The sequence below is a fragment of the Clostridium sp. DL-VIII genome, assembly GCF_000230835.1.
Lineage (GTDB): Bacteria > Bacillota > Clostridia > Clostridiales > Clostridiaceae > Clostridium.
The window spans coordinates 3282791-3306108 of the sequence record NZ_CM001240.1 but is presented as its reverse complement, the minus strand read 5'-3'; the positions used below and the strand labels follow the sequence as shown (position 1 = coordinate 3306108).

22 protein-coding genes are annotated in these 23318 nt (G+C 30.0%); 2 read left to right on the top strand and 20 right to left on the bottom strand.

Annotation, left to right across the window (positions count from 1 at the left end):
- From CDLVIII_RS15230 to CDLVIII_RS15170, 13 genes are all read right to left on the bottom strand, one after another.
- Complete coding sequence (locus CDLVIII_RS15230; RefSeq protein WP_009170345.1) at nucleotides 1-1434, bottom strand: lipopolysaccharide biosynthesis protein; 1434 nt, start codon at nucleotides 1432-1434, stop codon at nucleotides 1-3.
- 25 nt (nucleotides 1435-1459) lie between these two features.
- The gene (locus tag CDLVIII_RS15225; protein WP_009170344.1) at nucleotides 1460-2641 is read right to left on the bottom strand and encodes a glycosyltransferase family 4 protein; all 1182 of its coding nucleotides are present in this window, start codon (nucleotides 2639-2641) and stop codon (nucleotides 1460-1462) included.
- A gap of 57 nt (nucleotides 2642-2698) precedes the next feature.
- Nucleotides 2699-3670 (bottom strand): glycosyltransferase, encoded by a 972-nt coding sequence (locus CDLVIII_RS15220; protein ID WP_009170343.1) that lies wholly within the window; start codon nucleotides 3668-3670, stop codon nucleotides 2699-2701.
- A 58-nt stretch (nucleotides 3671-3728) separates the two neighbouring features.
- Entirely contained in the window at nucleotides 3729-4886 is a 1158-nt protein-coding gene (locus CDLVIII_RS15215) for a glycosyltransferase (RefSeq protein WP_009170342.1), read from the bottom strand.
- Nucleotides 4886-6109, bottom strand: coding sequence for a hypothetical protein (locus tag CDLVIII_RS15210; protein ID WP_009170341.1), 1224 nt, complete (start codon nucleotides 6107-6109; stop codon nucleotides 4886-4888). The genes CDLVIII_RS15215 and CDLVIII_RS15210 overlap by 1 nt, the downstream gene beginning before the upstream one ends.
- A gap of 205 nt (nucleotides 6110-6314) precedes the next feature.
- Nucleotides 6315-7391: a glycosyltransferase gene (locus CDLVIII_RS15205; RefSeq protein WP_009170340.1), complete on the bottom strand. Its 1077-nt coding sequence runs from the start codon at nucleotides 7389-7391 to the stop codon at nucleotides 6315-6317.
- 236 nt (nucleotides 7392-7627) lie between these two features.
- Nucleotides 7628-8125, bottom strand: a complete 498-nt coding sequence (gene pssE, locus CDLVIII_RS15200; RefSeq protein ID WP_009170339.1) for a PssE/Cps14G family polysaccharide biosynthesis glycosyltransferase — start codon at nucleotides 8123-8125, stop codon at nucleotides 7628-7630.
- Nucleotides 8122-8571 (bottom strand): UDP-N-acetylglucosamine--LPS N-acetylglucosamine transferase, encoded by a 450-nt coding sequence (locus CDLVIII_RS15195; RefSeq protein WP_009170338.1) that lies wholly within the window; start codon nucleotides 8569-8571, stop codon nucleotides 8122-8124. The genes pssE and CDLVIII_RS15195 overlap by 4 nt, the downstream gene beginning before the upstream one ends.
- A gap of 89 nt (nucleotides 8572-8660) precedes the next feature.
- Nucleotides 8661-10010, bottom strand: a complete 1350-nt coding sequence (locus tag CDLVIII_RS15190) for a UDP-glucose/GDP-mannose dehydrogenase family protein (RefSeq protein WP_035302343.1) — start codon at nucleotides 10008-10010, stop codon at nucleotides 8661-8663.
- Between the two features lie 22 nt (nucleotides 10011-10032).
- On the bottom strand, nucleotides 10033-10695 hold the full coding sequence (locus CDLVIII_RS15185; protein WP_009170336.1) for a sugar transferase: 663 nt from the start codon (nucleotides 10693-10695) through the stop codon (nucleotides 10033-10035).
- A 299-nt stretch (nucleotides 10696-10994) separates the two neighbouring features.
- Entirely contained in the window at nucleotides 10995-11774 is a 780-nt protein-coding gene (locus tag CDLVIII_RS15180) for a CpsB/CapC family capsule biosynthesis tyrosine phosphatase (protein ID WP_035302341.1), read from the bottom strand.
- Nucleotides 11775-11827: 53 nt separating this feature from the next.
- Nucleotides 11828-12568 (bottom strand): CpsD/CapB family tyrosine-protein kinase, encoded by a 741-nt coding sequence (locus CDLVIII_RS15175; RefSeq protein ID WP_009170334.1) that lies wholly within the window; start codon nucleotides 12566-12568, stop codon nucleotides 11828-11830.
- A gap of 14 nt (nucleotides 12569-12582) precedes the next feature.
- On the bottom strand, nucleotides 12583-13269 hold the full coding sequence (locus tag CDLVIII_RS15170; RefSeq protein WP_009170333.1) for a Wzz/FepE/Etk N-terminal domain-containing protein: 687 nt from the start codon (nucleotides 13267-13269) through the stop codon (nucleotides 12583-12585).
- A gap of 219 nt (nucleotides 13270-13488) precedes the next feature.
- Between CDLVIII_RS15170 and CDLVIII_RS15165 the strand changes: the two genes are divergently transcribed.
- On the top strand, nucleotides 13489-13755 hold the full coding sequence (locus CDLVIII_RS15165; protein WP_009170332.1) for a hypothetical protein: 267 nt from the start codon (nucleotides 13489-13491) through the stop codon (nucleotides 13753-13755).
- 441 nt (nucleotides 13756-14196) lie between these two features.
- On the opposite strand, the gene CDLVIII_RS15160 is transcribed toward CDLVIII_RS15165, so the two are convergent.
- Nucleotides 14197-15000, bottom strand: coding sequence for an AAA family ATPase (locus tag CDLVIII_RS15160; RefSeq protein ID WP_009170331.1), 804 nt, complete (start codon nucleotides 14998-15000; stop codon nucleotides 14197-14199).
- 292 nt (nucleotides 15001-15292) lie between these two features.
- Between CDLVIII_RS15160 and CDLVIII_RS15155 the strand changes: the two genes are divergently transcribed.
- On the top strand, nucleotides 15293-15940 hold the full coding sequence (locus CDLVIII_RS15155) for a lactate utilization protein (protein WP_009170330.1): 648 nt from the start codon (nucleotides 15293-15295) through the stop codon (nucleotides 15938-15940).
- Nucleotides 15941-16122: 182 nt separating this feature from the next.
- Here the strand turns inward: CDLVIII_RS15155 and CDLVIII_RS32570 are convergent, their stop codons facing one another.
- From CDLVIII_RS32570 to CDLVIII_RS15130, 6 genes are all read right to left on the bottom strand, one after another.
- Nucleotides 16123-16248, bottom strand: a complete 126-nt coding sequence (locus CDLVIII_RS32570) for a hypothetical protein (RefSeq protein ID WP_278245849.1) — start codon at nucleotides 16246-16248, stop codon at nucleotides 16123-16125.
- A gap of 168 nt (nucleotides 16249-16416) precedes the next feature.
- Nucleotides 16417-17730: a beta-xylosidase gene (locus CDLVIII_RS15150; protein WP_009170329.1), complete on the bottom strand. Its 1314-nt coding sequence runs from the start codon at nucleotides 17728-17730 to the stop codon at nucleotides 16417-16419.
- Between the two features lie 172 nt (nucleotides 17731-17902).
- On the bottom strand, nucleotides 17903-20116 hold the full coding sequence (locus CDLVIII_RS15145) for an alpha-galactosidase (protein WP_009170328.1): 2214 nt from the start codon (nucleotides 20114-20116) through the stop codon (nucleotides 17903-17905).
- A 44-nt stretch (nucleotides 20117-20160) separates the two neighbouring features.
- Entirely contained in the window at nucleotides 20161-21000 is an 840-nt protein-coding gene (locus CDLVIII_RS15140) for a carbohydrate ABC transporter permease (RefSeq protein ID WP_009170327.1), read from the bottom strand.
- Between the two features lie 16 nt (nucleotides 21001-21016).
- A complete protein-coding gene (locus tag CDLVIII_RS15135; protein ID WP_009170326.1) occupies nucleotides 21017-21937 on the bottom strand; it encodes a sugar ABC transporter permease in 921 nt (306 codons plus the stop codon).
- A 77-nt stretch (nucleotides 21938-22014) separates the two neighbouring features.
- Nucleotides 22015-23304 carry a sugar ABC transporter substrate-binding protein gene (locus CDLVIII_RS15130; protein WP_009170325.1) on the bottom strand — a complete coding sequence of 430 codons (1290 nt, stop codon included), beginning with the start codon at nucleotides 23302-23304 and terminating at the stop codon, nucleotides 22015-22017.
- Between the last annotated feature and the right edge of the window lie 14 nt (nucleotides 23305-23318).

Sequence of the window (23318 nt, the reverse complement as noted above, 5' to 3'; positions counted from 1 at the left end):
TTAAATTTTTCTTCCAAACAATTTTTTCAATACTCTGTATTCTTTTGTTACATATAATCCTACAGAATATGTTATAGTTCCAATAATAAATTTAAACCCTGCACTTATTATTACATTATTTATGACTATTTTACTTGTTAATATAAATCCAATCACCATTAAAACTCCTATAAGTACTACATTTTTTAGTTGAAGCAAAAAAGAAGTAAAATTTTTTTGGAATACATTAGTTATTAGTACATAAAAACATTGGATAAAATTTAATGCGAATGCTATAACTAAACCTGCTGCCAATATTGATAAACTTTTACTAACTATTCCGACAGCTATGGCACTTACAGTAAACACTGCTGATATTATTCCTGTTGAAAATAACTTATTTACATATCCTGTAGCTTGAAATATTGACCCTATGCTTGATAAGATCATTTGTATTACTATTGATATTGAAAGTATTTTAAAAACAGGTATGGATTTATCCCAATTGGATCCATACATTATATGTATTATTTCATTGGCCGAAAAAAAGCAATATGTAGATATAAAAACTCCTAAAATTGCTAGCAATTTTACTACCTTTATATATGTCTCATAAATTATATCTTTAGAATCCTGATATTTTGATAATACCGGATGTAACACTGGTGTTATTACATTAGTTAAATTTTGAACTGGGTAAAGCATAAGTTTATAGGATTTATCATAATACCCAAGAGTTGAAGCCCCCAAAAATTTACCTACTAATATATTATCTAAATTCCTCGTAAAATAATTTATGAAATTAAATGAGAATTGAAAGCTGGAATAATTTTTTATTTTCTTAATAGATTCATATGAATAGCCTTTTTTTATTTGTATTTTACATACCTTCACACATAATAAAAAGATAAACAAACTTTTAAGTATTGAGTCAAGTACTAATGCATAATAAGAGAAATTATTAAAAGCTAACGTTATAGTAAAAATTCCGACTATTACATTGACAATAATATTTATTATTCCTACCTGTTTAAATTTATGTGCCTTATATAATATAGCATTTGGAACAATATTGCATACTGAAAAAAATACAGAAATTGATAATAATCCCCCAAGTCTTATGTATATACTGTTATTATAAAAAAATGCAATAAAATATGAAAAGAAATAAAAGCCAATTGCCATAATGAAAGCTCCAATTATTGAAAACTTAAATATATCCGATACTTCCTTTTCCCCTAAAGATTTATTTTGAATTATTGCTGGACCAATTCCCATATCACCTAGCATATTAAAGAATGATATGAACACAGTTATTACTGCTATTATTCCAAAATCTTCTGGTAATAATAACCTAGCTAATATCGAGTTTATAATTAATTGAGCAAATATATTGCTGTACTTAGATATAAATGTGACTATTATCCCACTTTTTAAATTTGAATATTCTTTCATCCTTCCTCCAAGATAATCGTAAATTCTATAATTCTTCCATAAGTTCATTCCATTGCTTAATTATTTTTTCACTCTTAAAATCCTGAGCTCTTTTTATTGATTCTAAAGACATAGCTTCCCTTTTTTCATCATCTTCAATTAACTTTATTACTTCCTCTGCAAATTTAGCCGCATCATGATTTTCCACCAAAACTCCATTTATATTATTCCTATCTATTATCTCTTTAGGGCCTGAATTATCAAAAGCTACTACTGGCACTCCACATTCCATTGATTCAGTTATAGATAGCCCAAAGCCTTCCCATCGTGATGTAGATACAAAAATAGATGAATACAAATAATGCTCCTTAACATTATCACACTTTCCTGTAAGTAAGACGTTATTTTCCAAATTATGTTTTTTTATATTATTTATAAGGCTCTCTTTATCATCACCGTCTCCTACAATCTTAAGTTTCCAATCTGTATGAACTTTATGTATTATGCTGAAAGCTTCAATAAGTAAGTCTAAACCTTTTTGTATCTCCAGCAATCTTCCTACAAATATGATATATTTTTCACTGCATGAGGATTTCATATGACATTCAAAGCTTAGAGGATTATATATTACTTCACAGTCTATCTTAAGTCTTTTTTTATACTTAACCTTGTCACTATTTGTTAGAACTACACAACGATTAAGTTCTGGTATATATTTCTCAAACAATTTATCCTGCTTCCAATAATATTTATCTTTGTTTTTTAAATATGCATCATAAGAATTATGCAGCCACCCTATGGTTTTAGCATTTAAGCTATCATTTATTATTCCAAGTAGCAAACTATAATAACCCTCAATTCCTATAACAATGTCATATTTTTGTAGGTTTAAATAATTTATAAACTTCTTTTGAATTTCTTTAGGATAATATGCCTGAGTCAATAAACCATCCATGTTTACATTATTAAAAATGCCAGTTAGTAAATTTACTTTCTGGAAAGTTCTGCAAAAAATTTTATTAATAAAGTTTTTTTGTATTAATTCCTTATTAAAATTTATACTTACACTAGAACTTAAACCATACATCTCTCGGTTAATATGAAATCTTTCATCAGTACATATTACCTCTACTTTATTGTTTTTGCTTAATTCACTTGCTAAAACAGAAACTACTCTTTGAACTCCTCCTAAATTAAAAATTGTAGTTGTTATAAAACATATCTTCATATTTACTCCTTATTTCTAAGTTTATTTAAATTATATGAATATAGAATTTTATACTATTTATGATTTATTTTTAATTTTCTTTAACATTGTATATAAACCACAATTCCATAAGAATAATTTTATTTTATCCTCTTTTGATATTTCTTTTAAAAATAAAAAATCCTTATTTTTTACATTTAATTCACTATATTTACTTTCTTTAAAACTTTTTAAACCGTTAGCTTTATCGGCATTCGTATAATGAGCAATAAAATGTGATAATACTTTAGCTTTAAAAATATTTAAACTCTCATTACTTACTCCTATATGCTCATCTTTTATATAATTTATGATGCTGCTCATAGCATGGTAATAATCCTCTGCTAATTTCTCATTTCTCTTATGAACAGTTGATGACTGTCTTTGCCTATAATAATACAAAGGCTTATTTATAAAACCTATTCCTCTAGCTTTATATATTGCTTTAAATACTGGAAAAGCATCTTGAATATATCTATTAGGCTCAAACTTAAAATCGATTTCTTTTAACAATTGGCTTTTAAAAAGCTTATTCCATAGCTGCCCTTGCAGTTCATAGCTTAGCATAAGCTCCATAACTTTATAGCTATTGTATACCTGCCTTGAATCAACTTTATACTTTTCAATATAATTTCTATTATCTTTTGGGTTGTAATAAAAATAAAATCCACAGATTACAATATCTACATTAGAATTTTTAGCTCTTTTATACATTGATTCAAACATATCCAGTTCTAAAAAATCATCTGGATCAATATATATTGTATATTCACCTTTTATATAGTGAAAAGCTGTATTTCTTGCAACGGATACACCTGCATTTTGCTGCTGCAAAACAGTAAAATTTTCAAATTTTTCTTTATACTCTTTAACAATATCCATCGTATTATCAGTTGAACCATCATCAACGATTATTATTTGCAAATCCTTATAGCTCTGATTTAAAATACTTTCTAAACATTCTCGTATATATTCTCCAACGTTATAGACTGGTATGATAACACTTATCATTTATTCATTCTCCTTAAGACAACAGATTATCCCCATACTATTATTTATTTCCACTTTTCTAATTGTTAATATATAAATCTTGAAGTTTTTTAGCTATAATACTCACACTAAATCCTGCATTCCTTATCTCTTCAGATGTATCTTTTCTAATATATCCATCTTTGTATTTTAAAATTATTTCTGCCCATTCTTTTGGAGATTTATTTAAAGAAACAGAATTCCAATAATTTGTTATTTTTATTTCATCACTTATACTATCAGACGCAACAGTCATTAAACTTGCCGCCTGAACCTCTACCCCTACAACCGGTAAACCTTCATAATGCGATGGAAAAACAAATATATCTGCTGCTTGAAGTATGTTATAAATTTCATTTGAAAGGCCGTAAAATATCACTTTACTCTCTAAATTTAACGACTTTACTTTTTTTATAACTTCCTCCTTTAATTCCCCTTCTCCAATTAATAGCAAAATTGCATTACTACATTTAGACCTAACTGAATTAAAAACGTCAATTAAAAAATCATGATTCTTTTGATATGTAAAACGGCCAACATGCATTAGAACGAATTTATCTTCTAGCTTTAACTTTTTTCTATACCTTTGCCGTGTCTCCTCATTATATATGAATTTCTTCTCATCAATTCCATTATTTATTACCCTAACCTTAGAATCTTTTACATCAGCTTTAGAAAACATCCATTCTGCTGCATTGTTTGAACAAGCAAACTCATAATTCACTACATATTTCCACAAATGCTTTATGATATTTTGTATCGCTAAATGAATATGATATAATTTCTTATCTTTACTCATACGATCATTATGCGAATGTATTATTATTACAGGTGTTTTGCAGAATTTTAAAGCAACAGCTTCAAAAAAGCTCTTTGCTCGATCTCCATGTATATGTACTATGTGATATCTTTTATTTTTTTGAAAGTTATATAAATCCACAAAAGACTTTATTCTTTTAATTCCATGATTTTTAGGTAAACATATTATCTCTCCACCCATTTCCTTGACCTTCTCATCATAAAATTCACTTGTATTCTCATTTCTATATACAACGTAATCAAATCTGACTTTATTTAAATTCATATTTTTATTTATGTTTAAAATAAACGCTTGAATACCTCCAGCCTCTAAAGAATCAACAATCTGAAGTACTTTTAATGTGTTATTAATCATATCAATCTTTCCTTTTATACTCATTAATTATTATTCTCACTTTTTTTAGAACTATTATCTATGGCATTATTTCCTAAATAAAGAGCAATTACAGCAAAGCTAAAACATCCTGTTACATCAGTAAATATTGATTCTGCAGTTGATGCAATCAAAATATAAAGTAATATTAAAAAAGCTGCATATTGGGCCTTCTTACGTAACTCATATCTTCGTTGTATTGATTTAAATATGTTCAGTATTATAAGCAAAAATAAAACCAAACCTATAAATCCAAATTGCCCATATACATAAGGCCAGAAAGTATCACCTATATATGAATAATCAGTTTCCGTAATTCCTGTAACCACATTTATTCCATATTCATAATATAAGGGGGAATAATATTCTCCTGATAAATCTGAAGCAAAGGTACCAAAACCACTTCCAAATGGAAAATATCTTTTTGCTAACATAAAGCCTACAATAAATAATGCTGGACGAGCTGCGGTAAGATAATATGATGCATACTCCATAATTTTATTGTAGGTTGAAACAATTCCAATTACCGCAAGGATTAATATATACCGTATTTTTATAGCTTTAGCATATTTCATTACCATCTTCATAAAGAAATATCCAAGTATAAATACAAATGCTTTATTTCTTAGTGTAAAAAATAATATAACTAGAGCTTCAAAAATAATAAAGATATCATATTTTTTTCTCTCATCACTAAGTACCGTACATAACAATATAACAGCAGCCGACACTAAATATGTTGGATGCTCATATAAGAACTTATAACTTCTTATTCCATACCTTACATCCATTGACATTCCTATATCATGAATTAAATTAATAATTAAAAAGATAAATATCACAGTTAGGTATATTCTTGACCTATTTGCTACCTTTTTTAATAATAGATCTTTGTCTATATTATTTGAAACAATTAAAGTGAATACATAACAAACTACAAACTTACTTATAGCTAAAACATCTTTATATATTGCAATCTTCTGGGGTTGAATATTATGCAGTATATTTCCCATTATTCCTAAAAATAATAAAACGAAAAATAAGCCTATTACCTTTATTTCACTACGATACATAATTATATGTTTTTTTCTATTAAACATATAAAATATCGATAATAAAATTAGCGAAATCGTGAAAGATTCATCAATATAGCCTAACTTTGGAATATATGCAACTAGGCAGTTTTGGAAAATAAAAATATCAAAAATTAAATTAAAAATAAAAAACATGCTTCTCCCCCAAATCCTAATGTATATATCCACGCCAATTTTTTATATGTATAGTTTAACCAAGAAATTGTTTTATATTTACATATTTTAAATTAAATTATTGATTATTAATTAGCCGATAAATTAGAACAAAATTTCAGGCGAATAAAAAATCTCTCTAGGATTAAATTTATAATCCTAGAGAGATTTTTTAATTATGCTTCGCTTAGCTTAAAAGTTCCTTATATTCCTTTAAATGCGCATCATAATATGTTTTGTTGTTAAATTTTATATTAAAGGTTTCTATACAATTGCTTTTCATACAGTTATATCCTACTTTATCATTGTGTAACTTAAGTATTTTTTCTTTAAAGGTTTCAACGTCTTTCATTTCTACCAAATATCCGTTGTACCCATCTTCTATTTCTTCATTTGTTCCATCAATATTTGTAGCAATAACTGGAACTCCTTGAGAAAAAGCCTCCAATGGGGTTAATGGTAATCCTTCAATGTATGAACACAAAAGTAATATATCTATATATTTTAAGTGCTCTATTACATTATCTTTTGCTCCTAATAAGTATATCGATTCATCTAAATTTTCTTTTTTAATAACTTCACTTGCATTATTTAGTTCTGGCCCATCACCTAATAATACAAACTTTATTTTTTTATTTTCTAAGGTGGTTCTCTTAGCCACTTCAATGAAATCATAAATTCCTTTATAATCCACTAACCTGCTTATTTGAGCTACTATAAAATATCCCTGTTCTTTTAAACTTAAAAGTCTGTTATCAACTATTTTGTTACTATTTTTAGTTTCTATTGTATTGTATATTGTAGTCATATTTTTTCCTTTCAAATTGGCTTTTTCAATTAGAATTTTCTTAGCCGCTTCACTTACAGTTATTATTTTAATATTTTTCAATGCAAAATTAGTTAACTTAAATTTGTCTTCAATGCATAAATGTTGAGTATGTATTAATTTAGTTTTTGTAAATTTTAATATTACTTTTGATAATAAGGTAGTCATTCTGTGATGACTATGAATTATATCTACCTCCTCTCTTTTCACTATCTTATATATAATTAATAGATTTTTTAGTATATTAAATGGATTTTTAGAATCTGTATTCATAATATTATAATGTTTAACATCCAGTTTTTTAAGTTCTTCTGTTAGTTCTCCACCCATGCTTGCAGCTATAATTTTATTTTCTTCCTTAAATTCCTTAGTTAGCTGTAGAATGCATTTTTCAACTCCACCAAGACCCATACCTCTGTTTATATATAATATATTCATCGTTTGTTCTCCTTAAAAATCCGTATTTGCAAAAAATCATTAAACTTAATTATAATTTAATTATAGCTTAATGATTTCTATATTTACATTAGGCACAATCAAAAAAATAACAAGTCCATCTGTCAGCATATTTTCCATCATCCTTCTTCAGAAAAATGCCATAATAGACCCGCTATGATGGCACTTTTCCTCCTTGTTTGATGAAAAATATTCATGCCAGCTTTGGGCTTGTTATTTTATTTCATATGCCTTATTTCAAGAACAGCCTTATCAAATTTTTTAATGAACTCATTTTTACTAGAACTATAATTATTGCATTTTTTAGAAAGCTCGTTATAATTTCTTATTGTCTCATCTAAATTTTCAATATCATATACTCCAATAACTTTCGAATTTTCATCTAACCTTTTAGTGAAAAGTATTTGATGATTATCAACATGTTCATTAAATTCAGGATTTCTTGGCACCACAATTGGTACCTTATTATATTTAAGTGGATGAAATATGCTGCCTGGGCCCCCATGAGTTATAACTATATCACTTTTCCTCATGTTTTCGTCCATTTCATCGTATCCAATCATTTTTTTACTTTTATAATTTCTAGGAATATAATTGCTATATCCAATTTGAGCAAATATTTCATCTGTAATTTGCCCTTTTTCAACTAACTTATCCAATTCTATAAATAATCTATTCATACCTTGTTCATGAGTTCCTACTGTAACAAATATCAAAATAATCCCTCCAATACTTTTCCCTTTGGATAAAATTTCTTTTGCTCTTCCCACTGTAACACAAATAAATCACTAATTGGATAAACTACTTTTCCTGTTATTGTTGGTTTCTCTATTCTATCATACACTTCAATGTAAATTACCTTTGCACCAAAAAGCTTTCCTAAGTAGAAAAATGGAATGGCAGGAGCCGCACCAGTGCTGACTATTAAATCCGGCTTCTCTTTATGAAGTATTTTTAAGGCTAAAAATGTGTTTTTAATTAAATTTTTAATATTTCTATTTGTAGGGAAGTAACACCAATATTTTTTCTCATCTTTAAGTATTGATTTTGAATCCTCCTTCTCAAAAGTAACCCAAAATCTCTCCTTATCTTGCCACCACTCTTTTAATTGAATTAAATGAGTCAAGTGGCCACCACTTGAGGTTATAAAACATACCTTCATCTAATCCCTCCCTTTTATCAGTTTACAGTTTAAAATTCACAGCTTACAGTTTAACTTTGAAAAGCCTCTGACTTTTCAAAGTTAAATATCTATATTACCATAGCTGTCATTTCTTCTTTAAGTTTTTTCTCAAGATTTAAAACAGCTTTTCGTCCAATTGAATAATAATCTATTTCTCGACCTTTAGCTTCTTTTACTTTATAACAGTTTCTGCCATCTAAGATTATAGGCGTATTCATTAATTCTTCATAAATCTTTAAATCTAATTCTTTGATTTCATTCCATTCTGTAAATATAAATGCCATATCTGCATCTTTTAAAGTTTCTTCTGGAGTGCTTACATAAGTTACTTCGTCTGGATATATCTTTTTAAAATTATTAACCCCAACTGGATCATATGCAAATACTTTAGCACCTTCATCTATTAATCTTCTTACATTTGGTATTGATGGTGCTTCTCTTAAATCATCAGTTCCAGGTTTAAATGTTAAACCAAGTACTGCTACCTTTAATCCTTTTAAGCTGCCAAATCTCTTTTTAGCTTGTCTGAATAATTTATACTTTTGATTTTCATTTACTTCAATTGTTGCTTTTATTGTTTTTAATTCATATCCATTGTCATTAGCTAACCAATGAAGTGCCTTAGTATCTTTAGGGAAACATGATCCCCCATATCCGATTCCAGCACTTAAGAATTTATCTCCTATTCTTGGATCAAAACTCATTCCTTTAGCTACATCTTCAATATCTGCTCCAACCATTTCACAAAAATTTGCTATTTCATTCATAAATGATAGTTTAAGTGCCAAAAAGTCATTTGAAGCATATTTAACCATTTCTGCACTTCTTCTATTTGTAACAACTATCGGCTGATTATAATCTTCGTAAACTTGTCTTAAAAGCCTTTCTGCTTTCTCTGATTCAATCCCAATTACAATTCTCTTAGCATGTAAAGTATCAATAACTGCTGTGCCCTGTGCTAAAAATTCTGGATTTGAAGCTACTTCTATATGAATATTATTTTTAACATTTTCTTTTAAAAATTCTTCAATTCTATCATTAGTTCCTATTGGAACTGTTGATTTAACAACTACTAAACAATCTTTCTCTGCATTGTCTGCAATTTGACTGCATACATTAAATACATAATCTAAGTTAGCTGATCCATCTTCTCTTTCTGGAGTACCAACCCCTATGAATATTAAATCAGCATCTTTGTAAGCATTTTTATAATCAACTGTAAAATGTAATCTATTATCATCATGATTTCTCTTTATAAGTTCATCTAAACCTGGTTCATATATAGGTGAAATTCCCTTTTTCATCATTTCAACTTTATTTTTATCTATATCAACACAAGTTACATCATGTCCTATTTCTGAAAGACATGCCCCTGTAACTAATCCTACGTATCCTGTTCCTGCAACTACTACTTTCATCTTCATATTCATACCTCTCATTCTATCTAGCATGTTTGTCTCCAAATAGTACAGAAAATGTTTTTAAAATCAATTTAATATCGATTAAAATACTTCTATCCTGCACATATTTTATGTCTAATTCCATCCATTCTTCAAAGTCAATATCATTTCTACCTGAAACTTGCCAATAGCAGGTTAATCCGGGCTTAACCTCTAATCTAGTCATCATCCAGTCATCGAATTTTTGAACTTCTTTAGGAAGTGACGGTCTAGGTCCAACTAAACTCATTTCACCTTTTAGTATATTAAACAATTGTGGAAGTTCATCTATGCTTGTTTTTCTTATGAATCTGCCAACTTTAGTTACTCTTGGATCATTCTTCATTTTGAACATTGGTCCGCTCATCTCATTTTTACATTGTAGTTCTTTCTTTAATTTTTCTGCATTAACTACCATTGATCTAAACTTGTACATCTTAAACACTTCACCATTTTTCCCAATCCGTTCTTGAGCAAAAAAAATTGGACCTCTTGATTCAAGTTTTATTATTATTCCAACAATTAAAAATATTGGCAATAAAATCGTTAATCCAGTTAAAGAGCAAAGAATATCCATAGTCCTCTTAAAAAAGTAATACTCCATCCTAGGTTCAGCTCTATCTTGGAAGACAGCCTCCCCTTTATTAATTTCTAGTTGCTGCATTTTATCACCGCCCTATGATAATTAATTAGCAATCAAGTTTTTTAATTCTTTACCTTGCTTAATTAAGATAAATAATAGTAAACCTAATTGCTTCTTCAATAAGATGAATCTTGCTTAATGTAATTTTGTTCTGTCTACACTCTGTATAATTTATATTACAATGAGTATATACACTTTTCAACACACAATAAACGCTACATCAAGCAATATCAAGGATAGTTGCTAATATAGCGTTTTATGACAAATATTTATTCTGTTTTCATTTTTATGGTATCTAAATTTGAGACATGTAATATGTATTAAATCTTAAGAAACGATAATATAGATTTTTTGCTCTTTATCTTTTTACCAACAAATTCCACCTCATGATTATTTAATAATTTTTCAGAACTTTCTTCAAGTATTTTTTCATTCATTAAGCTACCAGTAACATTTGTAACTTTCAATACTTTAATGGCATCTCTTATGCCCGAATTTCTGCATTCTACATTATGTGCATCAGAACCAATGAAATTATATATGTTATTTTCTAAATATAACGAAGCAGTTTTTCTAACACTTTCTCCAAACTTCCCTTCAATACTTCCTGAATTTATCTGAAATAAATATCCTGCATCAATAAACTTATTAATTAATGATGGCTCTTCTCTAAATGGTTTATATCTTTCAGGATGAGCTATTATTGGAACTATGTCCCTAACCTGTAATTCATAAATAACATCAACTATGTTATTATCAAATCCATGCATAGGAAATTCAATCAGCATATATCTAGAATCATTTATGGTCCCTATATTACCCTGCAAGAAATTTTCAATTATGTTTTCATTATAATAAATCTCCTGACCACTATAAATTTTAATATTGATTCCTTCTCTATTTGCAGCTGCCGCAACTTCCTCTGTCAAAGCTTTAACTTCATTTATAGTTGCATCTCCATATTCCAATAAATAATGAGGAGTTGCTACAATTTCTCGTGTTCCATTTCTCTCTGCATTTCTTAACATTTCTAATGTCATTTCCATATTCTCAGAACCGTCATCAATACCTGGTAATATATGTGAATGTATATCTGCTATCATAACCACACCCCCTTTTATTCAGTTTATAGCTTTCATATGCTTAAATATTCTTATTCCTTATCCTCTTCATTTCCATAATAGTTACTGTATTTTCCTCTAGTATTTTCTACTGCGTGTAATACTGCTCCTATTATATTAGCTCCAACCTTATCTAGAAGATTTTTTGCCTCTATAACCGCATCCCTTTTTGTTACAGCTGCTCTAACTACTAAAATAGTCCCCTCAACTTTTGTTGAAAGTATTTGAGCATCCGTAACTGCTTTAATGGGGGCCGTATCTAAAACTACAAAATCATATCTTTTTTTTAATTCTTCAATCAAATTACTCATGGCTGATGATGCTAGCATCTCTGATGGGTTAGGAGGAATTTTCCCTGAAGTTAAAAAATATAAATTATCATTACGTTTTTGCACAGCTTCTTCAATAGAAACCTTTCCAATTAAAATTTCCGAAATTCCAACTAAATTTGATGCTTTAAAGTTTTTATGTACTGAAGGTTTTCTTAAATCACAATCTACCAGAATAACCTTTTTATCGCTTTGTGCAAAGGTTAATGCAATATTTCCAGCAACAGTGGATTTCCCTTCCGCCATTTCTGCACTTGTAACTGCAATGGTTCTTATCTCTTTATCAAATGAAGAATACTGAATATTTGTCCTCAAGGTTCTATATGCTTCTGAGACCACTGATTTTGGCTTTTCTTCTACTATAAACCCTGCATGAATTCTATCATCAATTGTATTATTATCTTTTCCTTTCTTATAATGTTTTATTGCCTCTAATACTGACATACCTACACACCTTTCTAGGACTTAAATTTATCAGGAATAGTGCCTAAAACCGGAACTCCTAATATTTCTTCCATTTCCTCTCTAGTTTTAAAAGTATTATCCATGAACTCAATTAGAAAGCTTAATCCTAAACCGATAATTACCCCTGCCGCAAAAGCTAATCCTATATTTAATTTCTTATTTGGACTTACTGGATTATCTGTTACCTTTACACTTTCTATAGTTTTTACATTGCCATTAGGTATTAGTTCTTTTGATGATCTCATAAACTCATCAGTAACTGTTTTTACCACATCACCAGCTTCTGATTTATGTGGGCTTATATAGCTAATTTCTAAAATCTGCGTATCAGACCTTGGAGTAACACTTAATGTGCTTAGTATCTTATCAGAACTTAAATTCAAATTACTAAAGTTAATAGCTCTATCTATCAAATCATTAGTTTTAATTATTTCAACATATGTCTTTAGTAATTTTTGATACATCTGAACATCATTAGTGTCATAACTCTGTTCCTGTCCTTGAGCATTAAGCTCTTTACCAATAAACACTTTCGTACTTGCTTCATATTTAGGCGAGATTATGAAAATGCTTATTATTGCTGAAAGTGCAGTTGCAATTAAAGTGATTCCAAGTATCATTTTCCATCTTTTTATTAATATATTTACTATATCCTCAATTTTTATTACATCTTTATTCATATACCAAGTTTCTCCATCTATTAATATTTTTATTACCTTTATAATTTAAATTTATTATAGTTTTAGTAAATTTCTCATCTTTCATTCATTTTTATTTTAATGTTATTGCAAAAAACATTTACATATTAATTTTCAAATCATACAACTTTTTTGTTTTTATTTTTACCCTTTTATCTCAATTTATGGTAAAATTATATTAAAAAAAGGGGATGAGAGTTTATGGCAGTATATATGATTAGTTATGATTTAAGTGAACCATGTAAAAATTATGAAAAGGTTTGCGAATCTATTGAAGCATTAGGTGAATGGTGCCATTACCTTGAAAGTACTTACTTAGTTAAAACATCATTATCAGCTGATGATATTAATAGCCGAATAATTAAATTTCTTGATGCTTCCGATAGACTTATAACATGTGAAATACTTAGGCCCGTTTCAGGTTGGTTACCTGAAGAACAACGAAATTGGATCAATTTTAACCTTTAGTTAAATTAATATCTTCGAACATAGTACTCTTATATTTTTATTCTTCTATTTTTATTAAGTTTTTGTTTTTTAATTTTCTTGTCATTTATTGAAGTGCAATGAATTTTTATGTACAAAAATAAGAGGCTTACGCCTCTTTAATACCCCTTAATAACCCACTAGTAGTATAATTAAGCAGCTATGATTTTTTAGAAATTGAATTACTAAATACCTATCTACTATAATAATGGTCTAACCCATTTATCTCATAATAAATAACTATCTGAATATCATATATAATCCCCTAATTACTAAATGATATAATTATTACAAGAAAAAGAAAGCAATATTTAAATCAATCTCCTTGTATTCATATTCTCATGATACCTAAATATAATCAATACTTTCTTCTTTAAATGTACGAATTAAGGAATAAAAATACTTTTAACCTAAATCTAATAACTATTTCTCAAATTCCACTTGATGCTTCTTAAAGAATTCATAAAAATACTTCACATTGTCCAATTCACTCCAGCCGCATACATCTAAATCTTTTGAGTTCAGGTTATATATTTTTGCATCTAAAGTTCCAAGCATAAATGGTGAATGGGTTGCAATTATGTACTGATTGTTTAAAAATCTTGCTCCATAATTAATCTTCTCAGCTAAAAGTACTTGGTTTTGAGGAGATAATGAAACTTCTGGTTCATCTAAAAGATATAATGCATCTGCTTGAAGCCACTCATCAAATATTTGCTGGCTCGTTTCGCCATTTGAGTACTTTTCCTGACCGTATTTAATTCTTTCTATCTGTTCTTTCATCTTATAAGAATGCTCTAGTATTTCCAACTGCTCTTTGCTATATCCTTTTTCAGCACGCTCATAAATATATCCTTTTCTCAATATAGATTCCTGTTGAACTTTCTTAATTTCATACATTATATCTTCACTTTTAATATAGCGGCTATTTCTAGGAATTCCATACCACATCTGCCCTATTTCATTTTCTCCGAATCCGTATCTGCAATCATCTACAAATTCTTTAAAATAAGAATTTTCCTGTACTTGTTCCTTTCCAGTTAACTTCAATTTATTAGCTATAATATTCAACAAAGAAGATTTTCCACAAGCATTATTTCCATAGAATATTGTAATCTTATCAAAAACAAGGCATTTCTCATTTTTACCTGAAAACACATTATGAGGATATATATTAGGATTAGAAAGTACCTTATCACACAGTTTGAAAGTATTTATGTAAATCAAACTTTATCATCTCCTTAATTATTAACCCTATCAATTTAAAACTTCTTCTGATAGGGTTTGCTACTCCTTTTTAAATATAGTAATTCAAATTGATATATTATTTATATACTATATATCTACTACTCCTCATTTCAAAATTATAACATGCTCTTAGTATCATTTCATATACTATGTTACAAAAAAGTGCATACTTATATAAAATGGTTAATTGTGTTATAAATATATCATAATAATATAAAATTATTTTAATTCAAGAAATTATATAAGACATGTTCATAAGGAGGACGTTTAAATGACAAGACAATCTCTATTAGAAAAACGCTATGATAAATTGAGTACAAAAGTAGTTGAATCTTTAAAAAGGCGTCATTTTGATGCGTATTATTTTAAAACCAAAGATGAAGCACTTGAGCAGATTTTAGAGTTAATTCCTCAAGGTCACGTTGTATCCTGGGGTGGTTCTGAAACCTTAAATGAAATTGGTATAAAAGAACTTGTAAAAGAAAATGGGTATGAAGTTATTGATAGGGACACTGCAAAAAGTCCTGAAGAACGAACAGATCTTATGAGAAAGGCACTTTTATGTGACACTTTCTTAATGAGTAGTAATGCTATAAGTGAAGATGGTCAGCTATTTAACATTGATGGAAATGGCAATCGTGTTGCTGCTATGATTTTTGGGCCAAAGAGTGTTATAGTCGTAGCTGGAATGAATAAAATTGTAAAAAACCTTGATGATGCAGTGCAGAGAGCTAGAACAATTGCCGGGCCAGCAAATATTCAACATTTTCAAGATGCGAAAACCCCATGTTATGCAACAGGCAGTTGTGGAGATTGTTTAAGTCCAGATTGTATTTGTTCATACTTGGTAACAACAAGAGCAAGCAAACCTGCAAATAAGATAAAGGTTATATTAATTGGAGAAGAACTTGGGTTTTAGACTATTTATATAATATAAGCCACTGAGTATTTTAGCAGTTAAAACATATGTTTACAGTTATAAAAATAATAAAGAAGTCATTCCTAATAATAACCACAAAAAAATAAAGGAATGACTTTTAATCAAAAGTGAATTAAATTCATTATATAGTATTGATAAAATAAAAAGACTGATTTTTGTAATCAGTCTTTATTTATTATATTAGCTTTACTTATCTTACTTTTGCAATTGCCACTGCTGATTATTGCCACCATTACTACTCCACTGTAGCACATTGGCACCATCTGCCACTGAATCGTTATCAACATCCAATAATTCGCTGCTATTGATATTTACCAGATTATAATATCCGTTTCCTACATCTATAATATTCCATCTTTGATTGTCTTGCCCATTATCGCTCCACTGTATAACATCAGCACCGTCTGCTGTTGAATTATTGTAAACATCTAGTGCTTTTCCACTGTTTCGATTAATTAACTTGTATGTGATACACTGCTGCTAGTTCCCGAAGTAATGTATATACGATATCCAGAACTACTGTTGCAGCCTGTTAATGGTACTGTAATCTGTCCATTAACTACAGAATAATTAGAGGTTAAAACTGTAGATGGTCCAGAAGATACTGTATCTTTGCTTACCCAATCGATTTTCTCCACCTTTACAGATGCTGTTGAGCCTATAAAGGATGGAATGTTTTTAAATGTTGTGTTTATTGTACCATCATTTGGCCCGCCAAAAATAAAACTGATATACTTATTGTTTGAATCAACACACGCAGCTCCATCTACTAAATTACTGTCATCATTTGGTGGTGTTACGCTGACCATTTTTCCTGTCATGTCTCCATACCATTTATAGAAATACCAGCCTGCACCCTTTTGAGTGTCGGTAGCTAAAAGACTTCCCAATCTGCCTGGAGCAGGGACAAACCACCATGATATGCATGCACTATCTACTTTATAACGCTCGAATTTTCCTATATAGCGTGCTGATGATCCAGGCTGTCCTTCAAGGTTATGATTAGAATCACAATATTCATTTATACTGATTGGCAATTGGCTTATTCCAAGAGAAGTTTCCAATTGTCTATAGTCTCTTAAATGTGATGATACCCCATCAATCCCACTGAGTTCATGCCAGCTCATTATATCAGGAAGACAGTTGTTTGCTTTGCAGAAACTCAAAAAGTTACTTATAGTAGTACGATTATAATAGCTATAGCAAGGACCTACTATTTTAGCGCTAGGATCATTTGCACGAATAACATTGTAAGTCTGCTTCCACATATCATTGAAAGTTCCATTAGCAGAATTCCAAGTACCATCAGGTTCATTCCATATTTCATAACCATAATAATTATTACGACCAGATGCTTTCTTGTCATTGATAAATGAAGTCACCTGATTAAGCCAGCTTGTCATGCCTGGCCACTGATATGGCCAGCTTGGAAGCATATCTGCCAAATCAATCGATACTTTAACACTTGGAATTGAGGCAAGCCTATCCGAAACAGGTATTGCAGCTCCAAAGGCATGCTGGTTGCCAGAGGCTCCTCTAGCAGGATTTCTCATTACATATGGTTTAAGCGGAGCCACAAGACCACTTACATCTGCTGGTTTATTTTCAGTGATTCCGTAAAGGGAACCACTTGCACAATGCGTTACATCTCTAAGCACATTTGTGCAGTCTACAGTCATGGTATCAGCTGCCCAAGCTGTTGTTTCTAGTCCTTGAGTCATTGCTCCAAAAACGCATAGACTTAGAATCGTTGCTAAAATTTTTTTCATAAACTTGAAACCTCCTCAAAATTTCTCACCTTTACCCAATTATAAGATTTATTTAATTATGAAATTACGCTACATTCTTTTTATCTCAAAATTCACCTCCATTCATTTCAGCTTTTTTTCTTTAAGACTTTAGTCATAAATAAAAAAATAACTCACTTCACTTGAAATATCATTATTCATTTATCTCTTTTATATAATATATTGTTGAAGTAAAGTCTCCCCCATCTTGGCAAAGCTCTTCTTTTTTCACAGGTATACCTACAAACATGAGCTCATCCCCAAAAAATATTTCCTTTTTATTGTCATTTATATAGTACTTTTTATTTGTATTAAGACCTTGAAGTTTAATTCTCTTAAAACCATCATTGGCACAATTTAATACCTTGTAATATCCAACTAAGGCTTCACATCTATCTTCTGATACAACCATCCATGAATTTACATTACCTTCAAATGGACTTACTAATCTATAAAAAGTTCCTTTTTGAATTAATTCTCTTTTTTCCTTCATAAATTTAACTTGTTCTCTTATAATTTCTTTTTCTTCTTTTGATAAGGTATTTAAATCCAACTCATATCCAAATGCCCCAAAATAAGCTACATTAGCCCTTGTCTTTAACGGAGTTGTTCTAAATACTTGTTGATTTGGCACTTCAGATACATGTGCTCCCATACTGCTTATTGGGTAAACATATGAGGTTCCATACTGTATTTTCATTCTTTCTACTGCATCTGTATTATCACTTGTCCAGCATTGAGGTGCATAGTACAACATTCCTGGATCAAATCTTGCACCACCGCTTGAGCAGGATTCAAATAGAATATGCGGAAATTCAGAGGTTAATCTTTCATATAAGGAATACACTCCCAAAATATACTCATGCATAACTTTTCCTTGGTTTTCTGCACTTTTTGCTATACTATAACATTCTGTAATATACCTATTCATATCCCATTTTACATATGATATAGAAGCTTCGCGAAATACTTTTGACATGGCTTCATATATATAGTCAATTACTTCTTCCCTTGAAAAATCCAAAGTATATTGATTTCTACAATGGGATGTACTTCTATTTGGAGTATGAATAATCCAATCTGAATGAGCCCTGTATAAGTCACTATCTTTATTAACCATTTCAGGTTCAAACCAAAGCCCAAATTTCATTTCCATTTCTTCTATTTTTTTAGAAAGTCCAACAATCCCACTTGGGAGTTTATTAGTATTTACATACCAATCTCCAAGACCTGCTTTATCATTATTTCTATTTCCAAACCAGCCATCATCTAATACAAATAATTCTATTCCAAGCTCCTTTGCAGTCTTTGCAAGCTTAAGTATTACCTCTTCATTAAAGTCAAACATTGTGGCTTCCCAATTGTTTATTAATATTGGACGCACTCTGTCTCTCCAATATCCTCTAGCAAGTCTGGTCCTATATAATTTATGATAAGCCTGACTTATTCCATTCATTCCGTTATGTGAATAAGCCATAACTACTTCAGGAGTTTGAAAGCTTTCATTTTTCTGTAGTACCCATTCGAACATGTTTGGATGTATTCCCAACATTATTCTGGAGGTATTATGAGTGTCAACAAGAACTTCACCTAAGAAATTCCCACTATAAACTAAACTAAAACCATAAACCTCACCCTCAAATTCAGTCGCACTAGATCTCTTCAATGCTATAAAAGGATTATGCTCTGCACTGCTTGCCCCCCTTAAGCTGTAAATTGATTGAATTCCCTGCTCTAGTCTTTTGCTTTTCACATGCCTTTCTCTACTCCAGGCTCCGCATAAATGCACCATTTCATAATCATAATCAGGTAAATCCAAACTACAGCTCATTGCTTTTGTTAAAGTAATTCCTTCTTCCCCTTCATTAATAAACTTTGTATTTCTGGTTATTATGGGAAAGTCTTCATAAATGGTGTAACTAAGCATTAATCTTGTTTTAATTAATTTATCATAAAGTATTATTTCTAAAGTCTGAGCTTCTTTTTCGTTTTCTACATACGTTGCTGGAAGTTTTTCTAACTTCTTTTTACCTTTAAAAATGTTATAAGTTTCAAATTCAAAATTAGTTATTCTACTTCCATTTTTTTGTTTTATTTCAAAGGCTGGATATCTAAAATCCGTTGTACCATAGGAAGGATACTCCTGCTTAGTATGCTGCAAGGAAAAACTTGTATCACCTTCGAATACATACGCGGCTAAAGGACGAGCCCCACCTTCTAAAAGATAAGAAAATGATTCCTTATGATGTATCCTTTGTCCATAGTATAAATTGCCTAGTTGATTATTTTGAAGTATTTTTATTATATAGCTTATTTCTTTATTATATAGATGAAATTCTTTAGACTTTTCATTAAATTTTATTGCCATAATGTCCCCTCCCCGTGTTTTTTCGTTCTTAGGCTCCTTAGTTATTAAAGCTTGCCACCTGAAGTTGCAATACCTTCAATAAATTGCTTTTGGAATATAATATATATGGCAAGCATAGGCCAAATAGCAAGTACAGAAGCTGCCATTAATTGTGGATAGTTAACTGAATATGCACTTTGAATTTTAGCAAGAGCTGAAGATAAAGTTGCTGAATCTGCGTTTGAATTTACAATTAAAGGCCACATTAAATCTTTAAAAGCAAATAATGCTGTAAATATTCCAAGTGCAACTAATCCTGACTTTGTAAGAGGCAGCATTACTTTTAAGAAAGTTTGTCCTATATTGCATCCATCAAGCCTGGCTGATTCTTCTAATTCTTTGGGAAGGCCCATAAAGAACTGTCTTAACAAAAATGTACCAAATGCACTAACAAGTCCTGGAAAAAGCAAAGCAAATACTGTATTTCTCATGCCTAATTTATCTACCATTAAATATTGTGGAATTATAAAAAGTTGAACCGGTACCATCATTTGAAATAGGACTATTCCAAACAAAAAATTTCTTCCTGGAAACTTTAATCTTGCAAAGGCATAGGCTGCCATAGCACTGAAGGCTACAGAACAAATTACCCTTAAGATTATCATTGCAAAAGTATTGAAATATAGCATAATAAAATCATTTTGCCTTATTACCTCAAGATAATTTTCAATTTTCCATTCTGCTGGGAACATTATAAAAGGATTCATGGAAGTAGATTCTGATACACTTTTAAATGATGTAAGTATCATCCATGCAAAGGGCATTATCATAATAACTACTCCTAGAATTAAAACTAAATGTACACATATTTTTGTGCTTTTTTTATTCTTATTTATACTAGACATGATGCTTGTCTCCTTTCTACATATAATTTACCCATTTCTTTTGAGCTTTCATTTGAAATACTGTAATAATCATTATTATGACTAAAAGCAGCATTACAATTGCTGAACCATAACCCTTATCTGCATATTTAAAGGAACTGTTATAAAACAGATATACTAAAGATACCGTACTATCATATGCTGGACTAGTTACATCAATCATCATATAAATTACATCAAAGACCTGCATTCCCTGAATTATACTTGTTACTACAACAAAAAATAGCGTTGGTGATACTAATGGCAATGTAATATTAAAAAATTGTCTAACTGGCTTAGCACCATCTATACTAGATGCTTCATAATAATCTCTTGGTATTTCTTGAAGCCCTGCGATTAAAAGTACCATACTGTATCCAATTGTGCTCCATATGCCTATAATTATTATTGAATATAGAGCTATATTAGGGTCATCAATCCAATTTACAGGATTTATTAAAGCTTTCGATAACACATAATTAATAAGTCCATATTGATTGTTATATAACCATTTCCATATCATTGTTATTGCAGCTGGAGCCGCAACCATTGGAATAAAATAGATGGTCCTATAAGTACCTTTTCCCTTTATTTTAGAATTTAACAATACTGCTAAAATCATTGCTATTATCACTGTTACAGGAACAACTATTACTGTGTATTTTAATGTATTAATTACCGCATGCCATACTTGTGCATCTCCTAGCATCTTTTTGTAATTGTTTAAACCTACAAATATATTTCCTTTTCCAAAATCACCGCTTTTAAAGAAACTTAAATACAACGTTTGAAATATTGGTATAATGTTTAATATCATAAGTCCAATAATAGTTGGGGCAACTAAAAAGTAGGCCCATTTCCATTCATTAATTGTCTGCTTGGATGGCTTTTTTTTAATTATTATTGTATCCTTTGCCATAAATTCATCTCCTCTACAGCTATTTTAAAAATTACGGCAACAAAATGCATATGTTGCCGTAAATAATTCTATATCGTTTACTTTTCTTCCTTTAGTGCATCATTCATCATTTGTGCTGTATCTTTGCAGGCATCCTCAACTGTTTTTTCACCTGTAAAGGAACCTTTTAGTAATTCATAAGCCTTATCTTCCCATTTTGCAGTATTGTTAGAATATGGTCTTATTTGGGCATACTTAACCATATCAATAAAGCATTTTATGTTAAATGTCTTATTAGAATTTACCCAAGCATCAGCTGTTCCATTATATGCAGAAATCGCTATTCCAAGTTCTGCCTGTCTTGTTTGTCCTTCTTTTGAGCTTAAATATTCAACCCATTTCCAAGCTTCTTCTGGATGTTTTGTAGTTGCTGAAATTGCATTTCCAAGCCCATTAAAAATGCTGGCTCTCTTTCCATCATTTGCTGAAGGTAATACTGCAACATTAAAATTTTTAGACATGTAATCATTTGAAGTAAAGCCGCTTAAATTCCAAGAACCGAAGAGTCCCATTGCACATAGTCCATTTTGCATTGCTTCTGCACGTTCAGCATCACCAAATATCTTTGGTGATAATCCATCTTGAACAAATTTCACATAAAACTTCATTGCTTCTATTGTCTTAGGATTATCATAACCTGATACCTTATCATCAGTTATAATAGTTCCTCCATTTTGATAAACAAAATTATAGTATCCTTCTTGATTGTGTAATGGAGCCAAGAAACCATATTGTTTACCATCACCAGTTGTTAACTTTTTAGCTGCTTCATATAATTTGTCCCAGTTCCATGTTTCATCTGGATATGATATTCCAGCTTTATCAAACATGGTTTTGTTATACCAAAGGCCTATTGTATCGTAATCTTTTGGAATTGCATATTGCTTATTATTTAGATTGTATATTTTATCTAATCCCTCTGGATAATTTGACAATTTAACTTCGCTACTCTTATTAATTCTATCTGTCAAATCCATAAGCATACCATTTGATTCATACCTATAAATTTCATTTGAATGCATCCAGAAAGTATCTGGAAGTGAACCTCCTGTTGCAGCTGCTTCTAGCATTGTCCAATAATTATCCCAGCCTACAACTTGTAAATCTATTTTTATTCCAGGATTTTTTGCTTCAAACTCATCAGCCATTGTTCTGATACCTTTTGCTTGATTTGAGTCCCAAAGCGCATAAGTAATATGCACATCTTTGCCACTGCTACTAGTTGTATCTTGTCCACTTGTCGAAGCAGTCTTTGTGCTGCCACATCCAATTAATCCGGTAACAGCCATTACGCTAGCTAATATTAAAGAAACAATTTTCTTTTTCATTATAATACCTCCCG

Coding starts and splice junctions, on each gene's coding strand:
- CDLVIII_RS15230 (WP_009170345.1), bottom strand. CDS start 1,434: ATGAAAGAATATTCAAATTTAAAAAGTGGGATAATAGTCACATTTATA.
- CDLVIII_RS15225 (WP_009170344.1), bottom strand. CDS start 2,641: ATGAAGATATGTTTTATAACAACTACAATTTTTAATTTAGGAGGAGTT.
- CDLVIII_RS15220 (WP_009170343.1), bottom strand. CDS start 3,670: ATGATAAGTGTTATCATACCAGTCTATAACGTTGGAGAATATATACGA.
- CDLVIII_RS15215 (WP_009170342.1), bottom strand. CDS start 4,886: ATGAGTATAAAAGGAAAGATTGATATGATTAATAACACATTAAAAGTA.
- CDLVIII_RS15210 (WP_009170341.1), bottom strand. CDS start 6,109: ATGTTTTTTATTTTTAATTTAATTTTTGATATTTTTATTTTCCAAAAC.
- CDLVIII_RS15205 (WP_009170340.1), bottom strand. CDS start 7,391: ATGAATATATTATATATAAACAGAGGTATGGGTCTTGGTGGAGTTGAA.
- CDLVIII_RS15195 (WP_009170338.1), bottom strand. CDS start 8,571: ATGAAGGTATGTTTTATAACCTCAAGTGGTGGCCACTTGACTCATTTA.
- CDLVIII_RS15190 (WP_035302343.1), bottom strand. CDS start 10,010: ATGAAAGTAGTAGTTGCAGGAACAGGATACGTAGGATTAGTTACAGGG.
- CDLVIII_RS15185 (WP_009170336.1), bottom strand. CDS start 10,695: ATGCAGCAACTAGAAATTAATAAAGGGGAGGCTGTCTTCCAAGATAGA.
- CDLVIII_RS15175 (WP_009170334.1), bottom strand. CDS start 12,568: ATGTCAGTATTAGAGGCAATAAAACATTATAAGAAAGGAAAAGATAAT.
- CDLVIII_RS15170 (WP_009170333.1), bottom strand. CDS start 13,269: ATGAATAAAGATGTAATAAAAATTGAGGATATAGTAAATATATTAATA.
- CDLVIII_RS15165 (WP_009170332.1), top strand. CDS start 13,489: ATGGCAGTATATATGATTAGTTATGATTTAAGTGAACCATGTAAAAAT.
- CDLVIII_RS15155 (WP_009170330.1), top strand. CDS start 15,293: ATGACAAGACAATCTCTATTAGAAAAACGCTATGATAAATTGAGTACA.
- CDLVIII_RS32570 (WP_278245849.1), bottom strand. CDS start 16,248: ATGTTGATAACGATTCAGTGGCAGATGGTGCCAATGTGCTACAGTGGA.
- CDLVIII_RS15150 (WP_009170329.1), bottom strand. CDS start 17,730: ATGAAAAAAATTTTAGCAACGATTCTAAGTCTATGCGTTTTTGGAGCA.
- CDLVIII_RS15145 (WP_009170328.1), bottom strand. CDS start 20,116: ATGGCAATAAAATTTAATGAAAAGTCTAAAGAATTTCATCTATATAAT.
- CDLVIII_RS15140 (WP_009170327.1), bottom strand. CDS start 21,000: ATGTCTAGTATAAATAAGAATAAAAAAAGCACAAAAATATGTGTACAT.
- CDLVIII_RS15135 (WP_009170326.1), bottom strand. CDS start 21,937: ATGGCAAAGGATACAATAATAATTAAAAAAAAGCCATCCAAGCAGACA.
- CDLVIII_RS15130 (WP_009170325.1), bottom strand. CDS start 23,304: ATGAAAAAGAAAATTGTTTCTTTAATATTAGCTAGCGTAATGGCTGTT.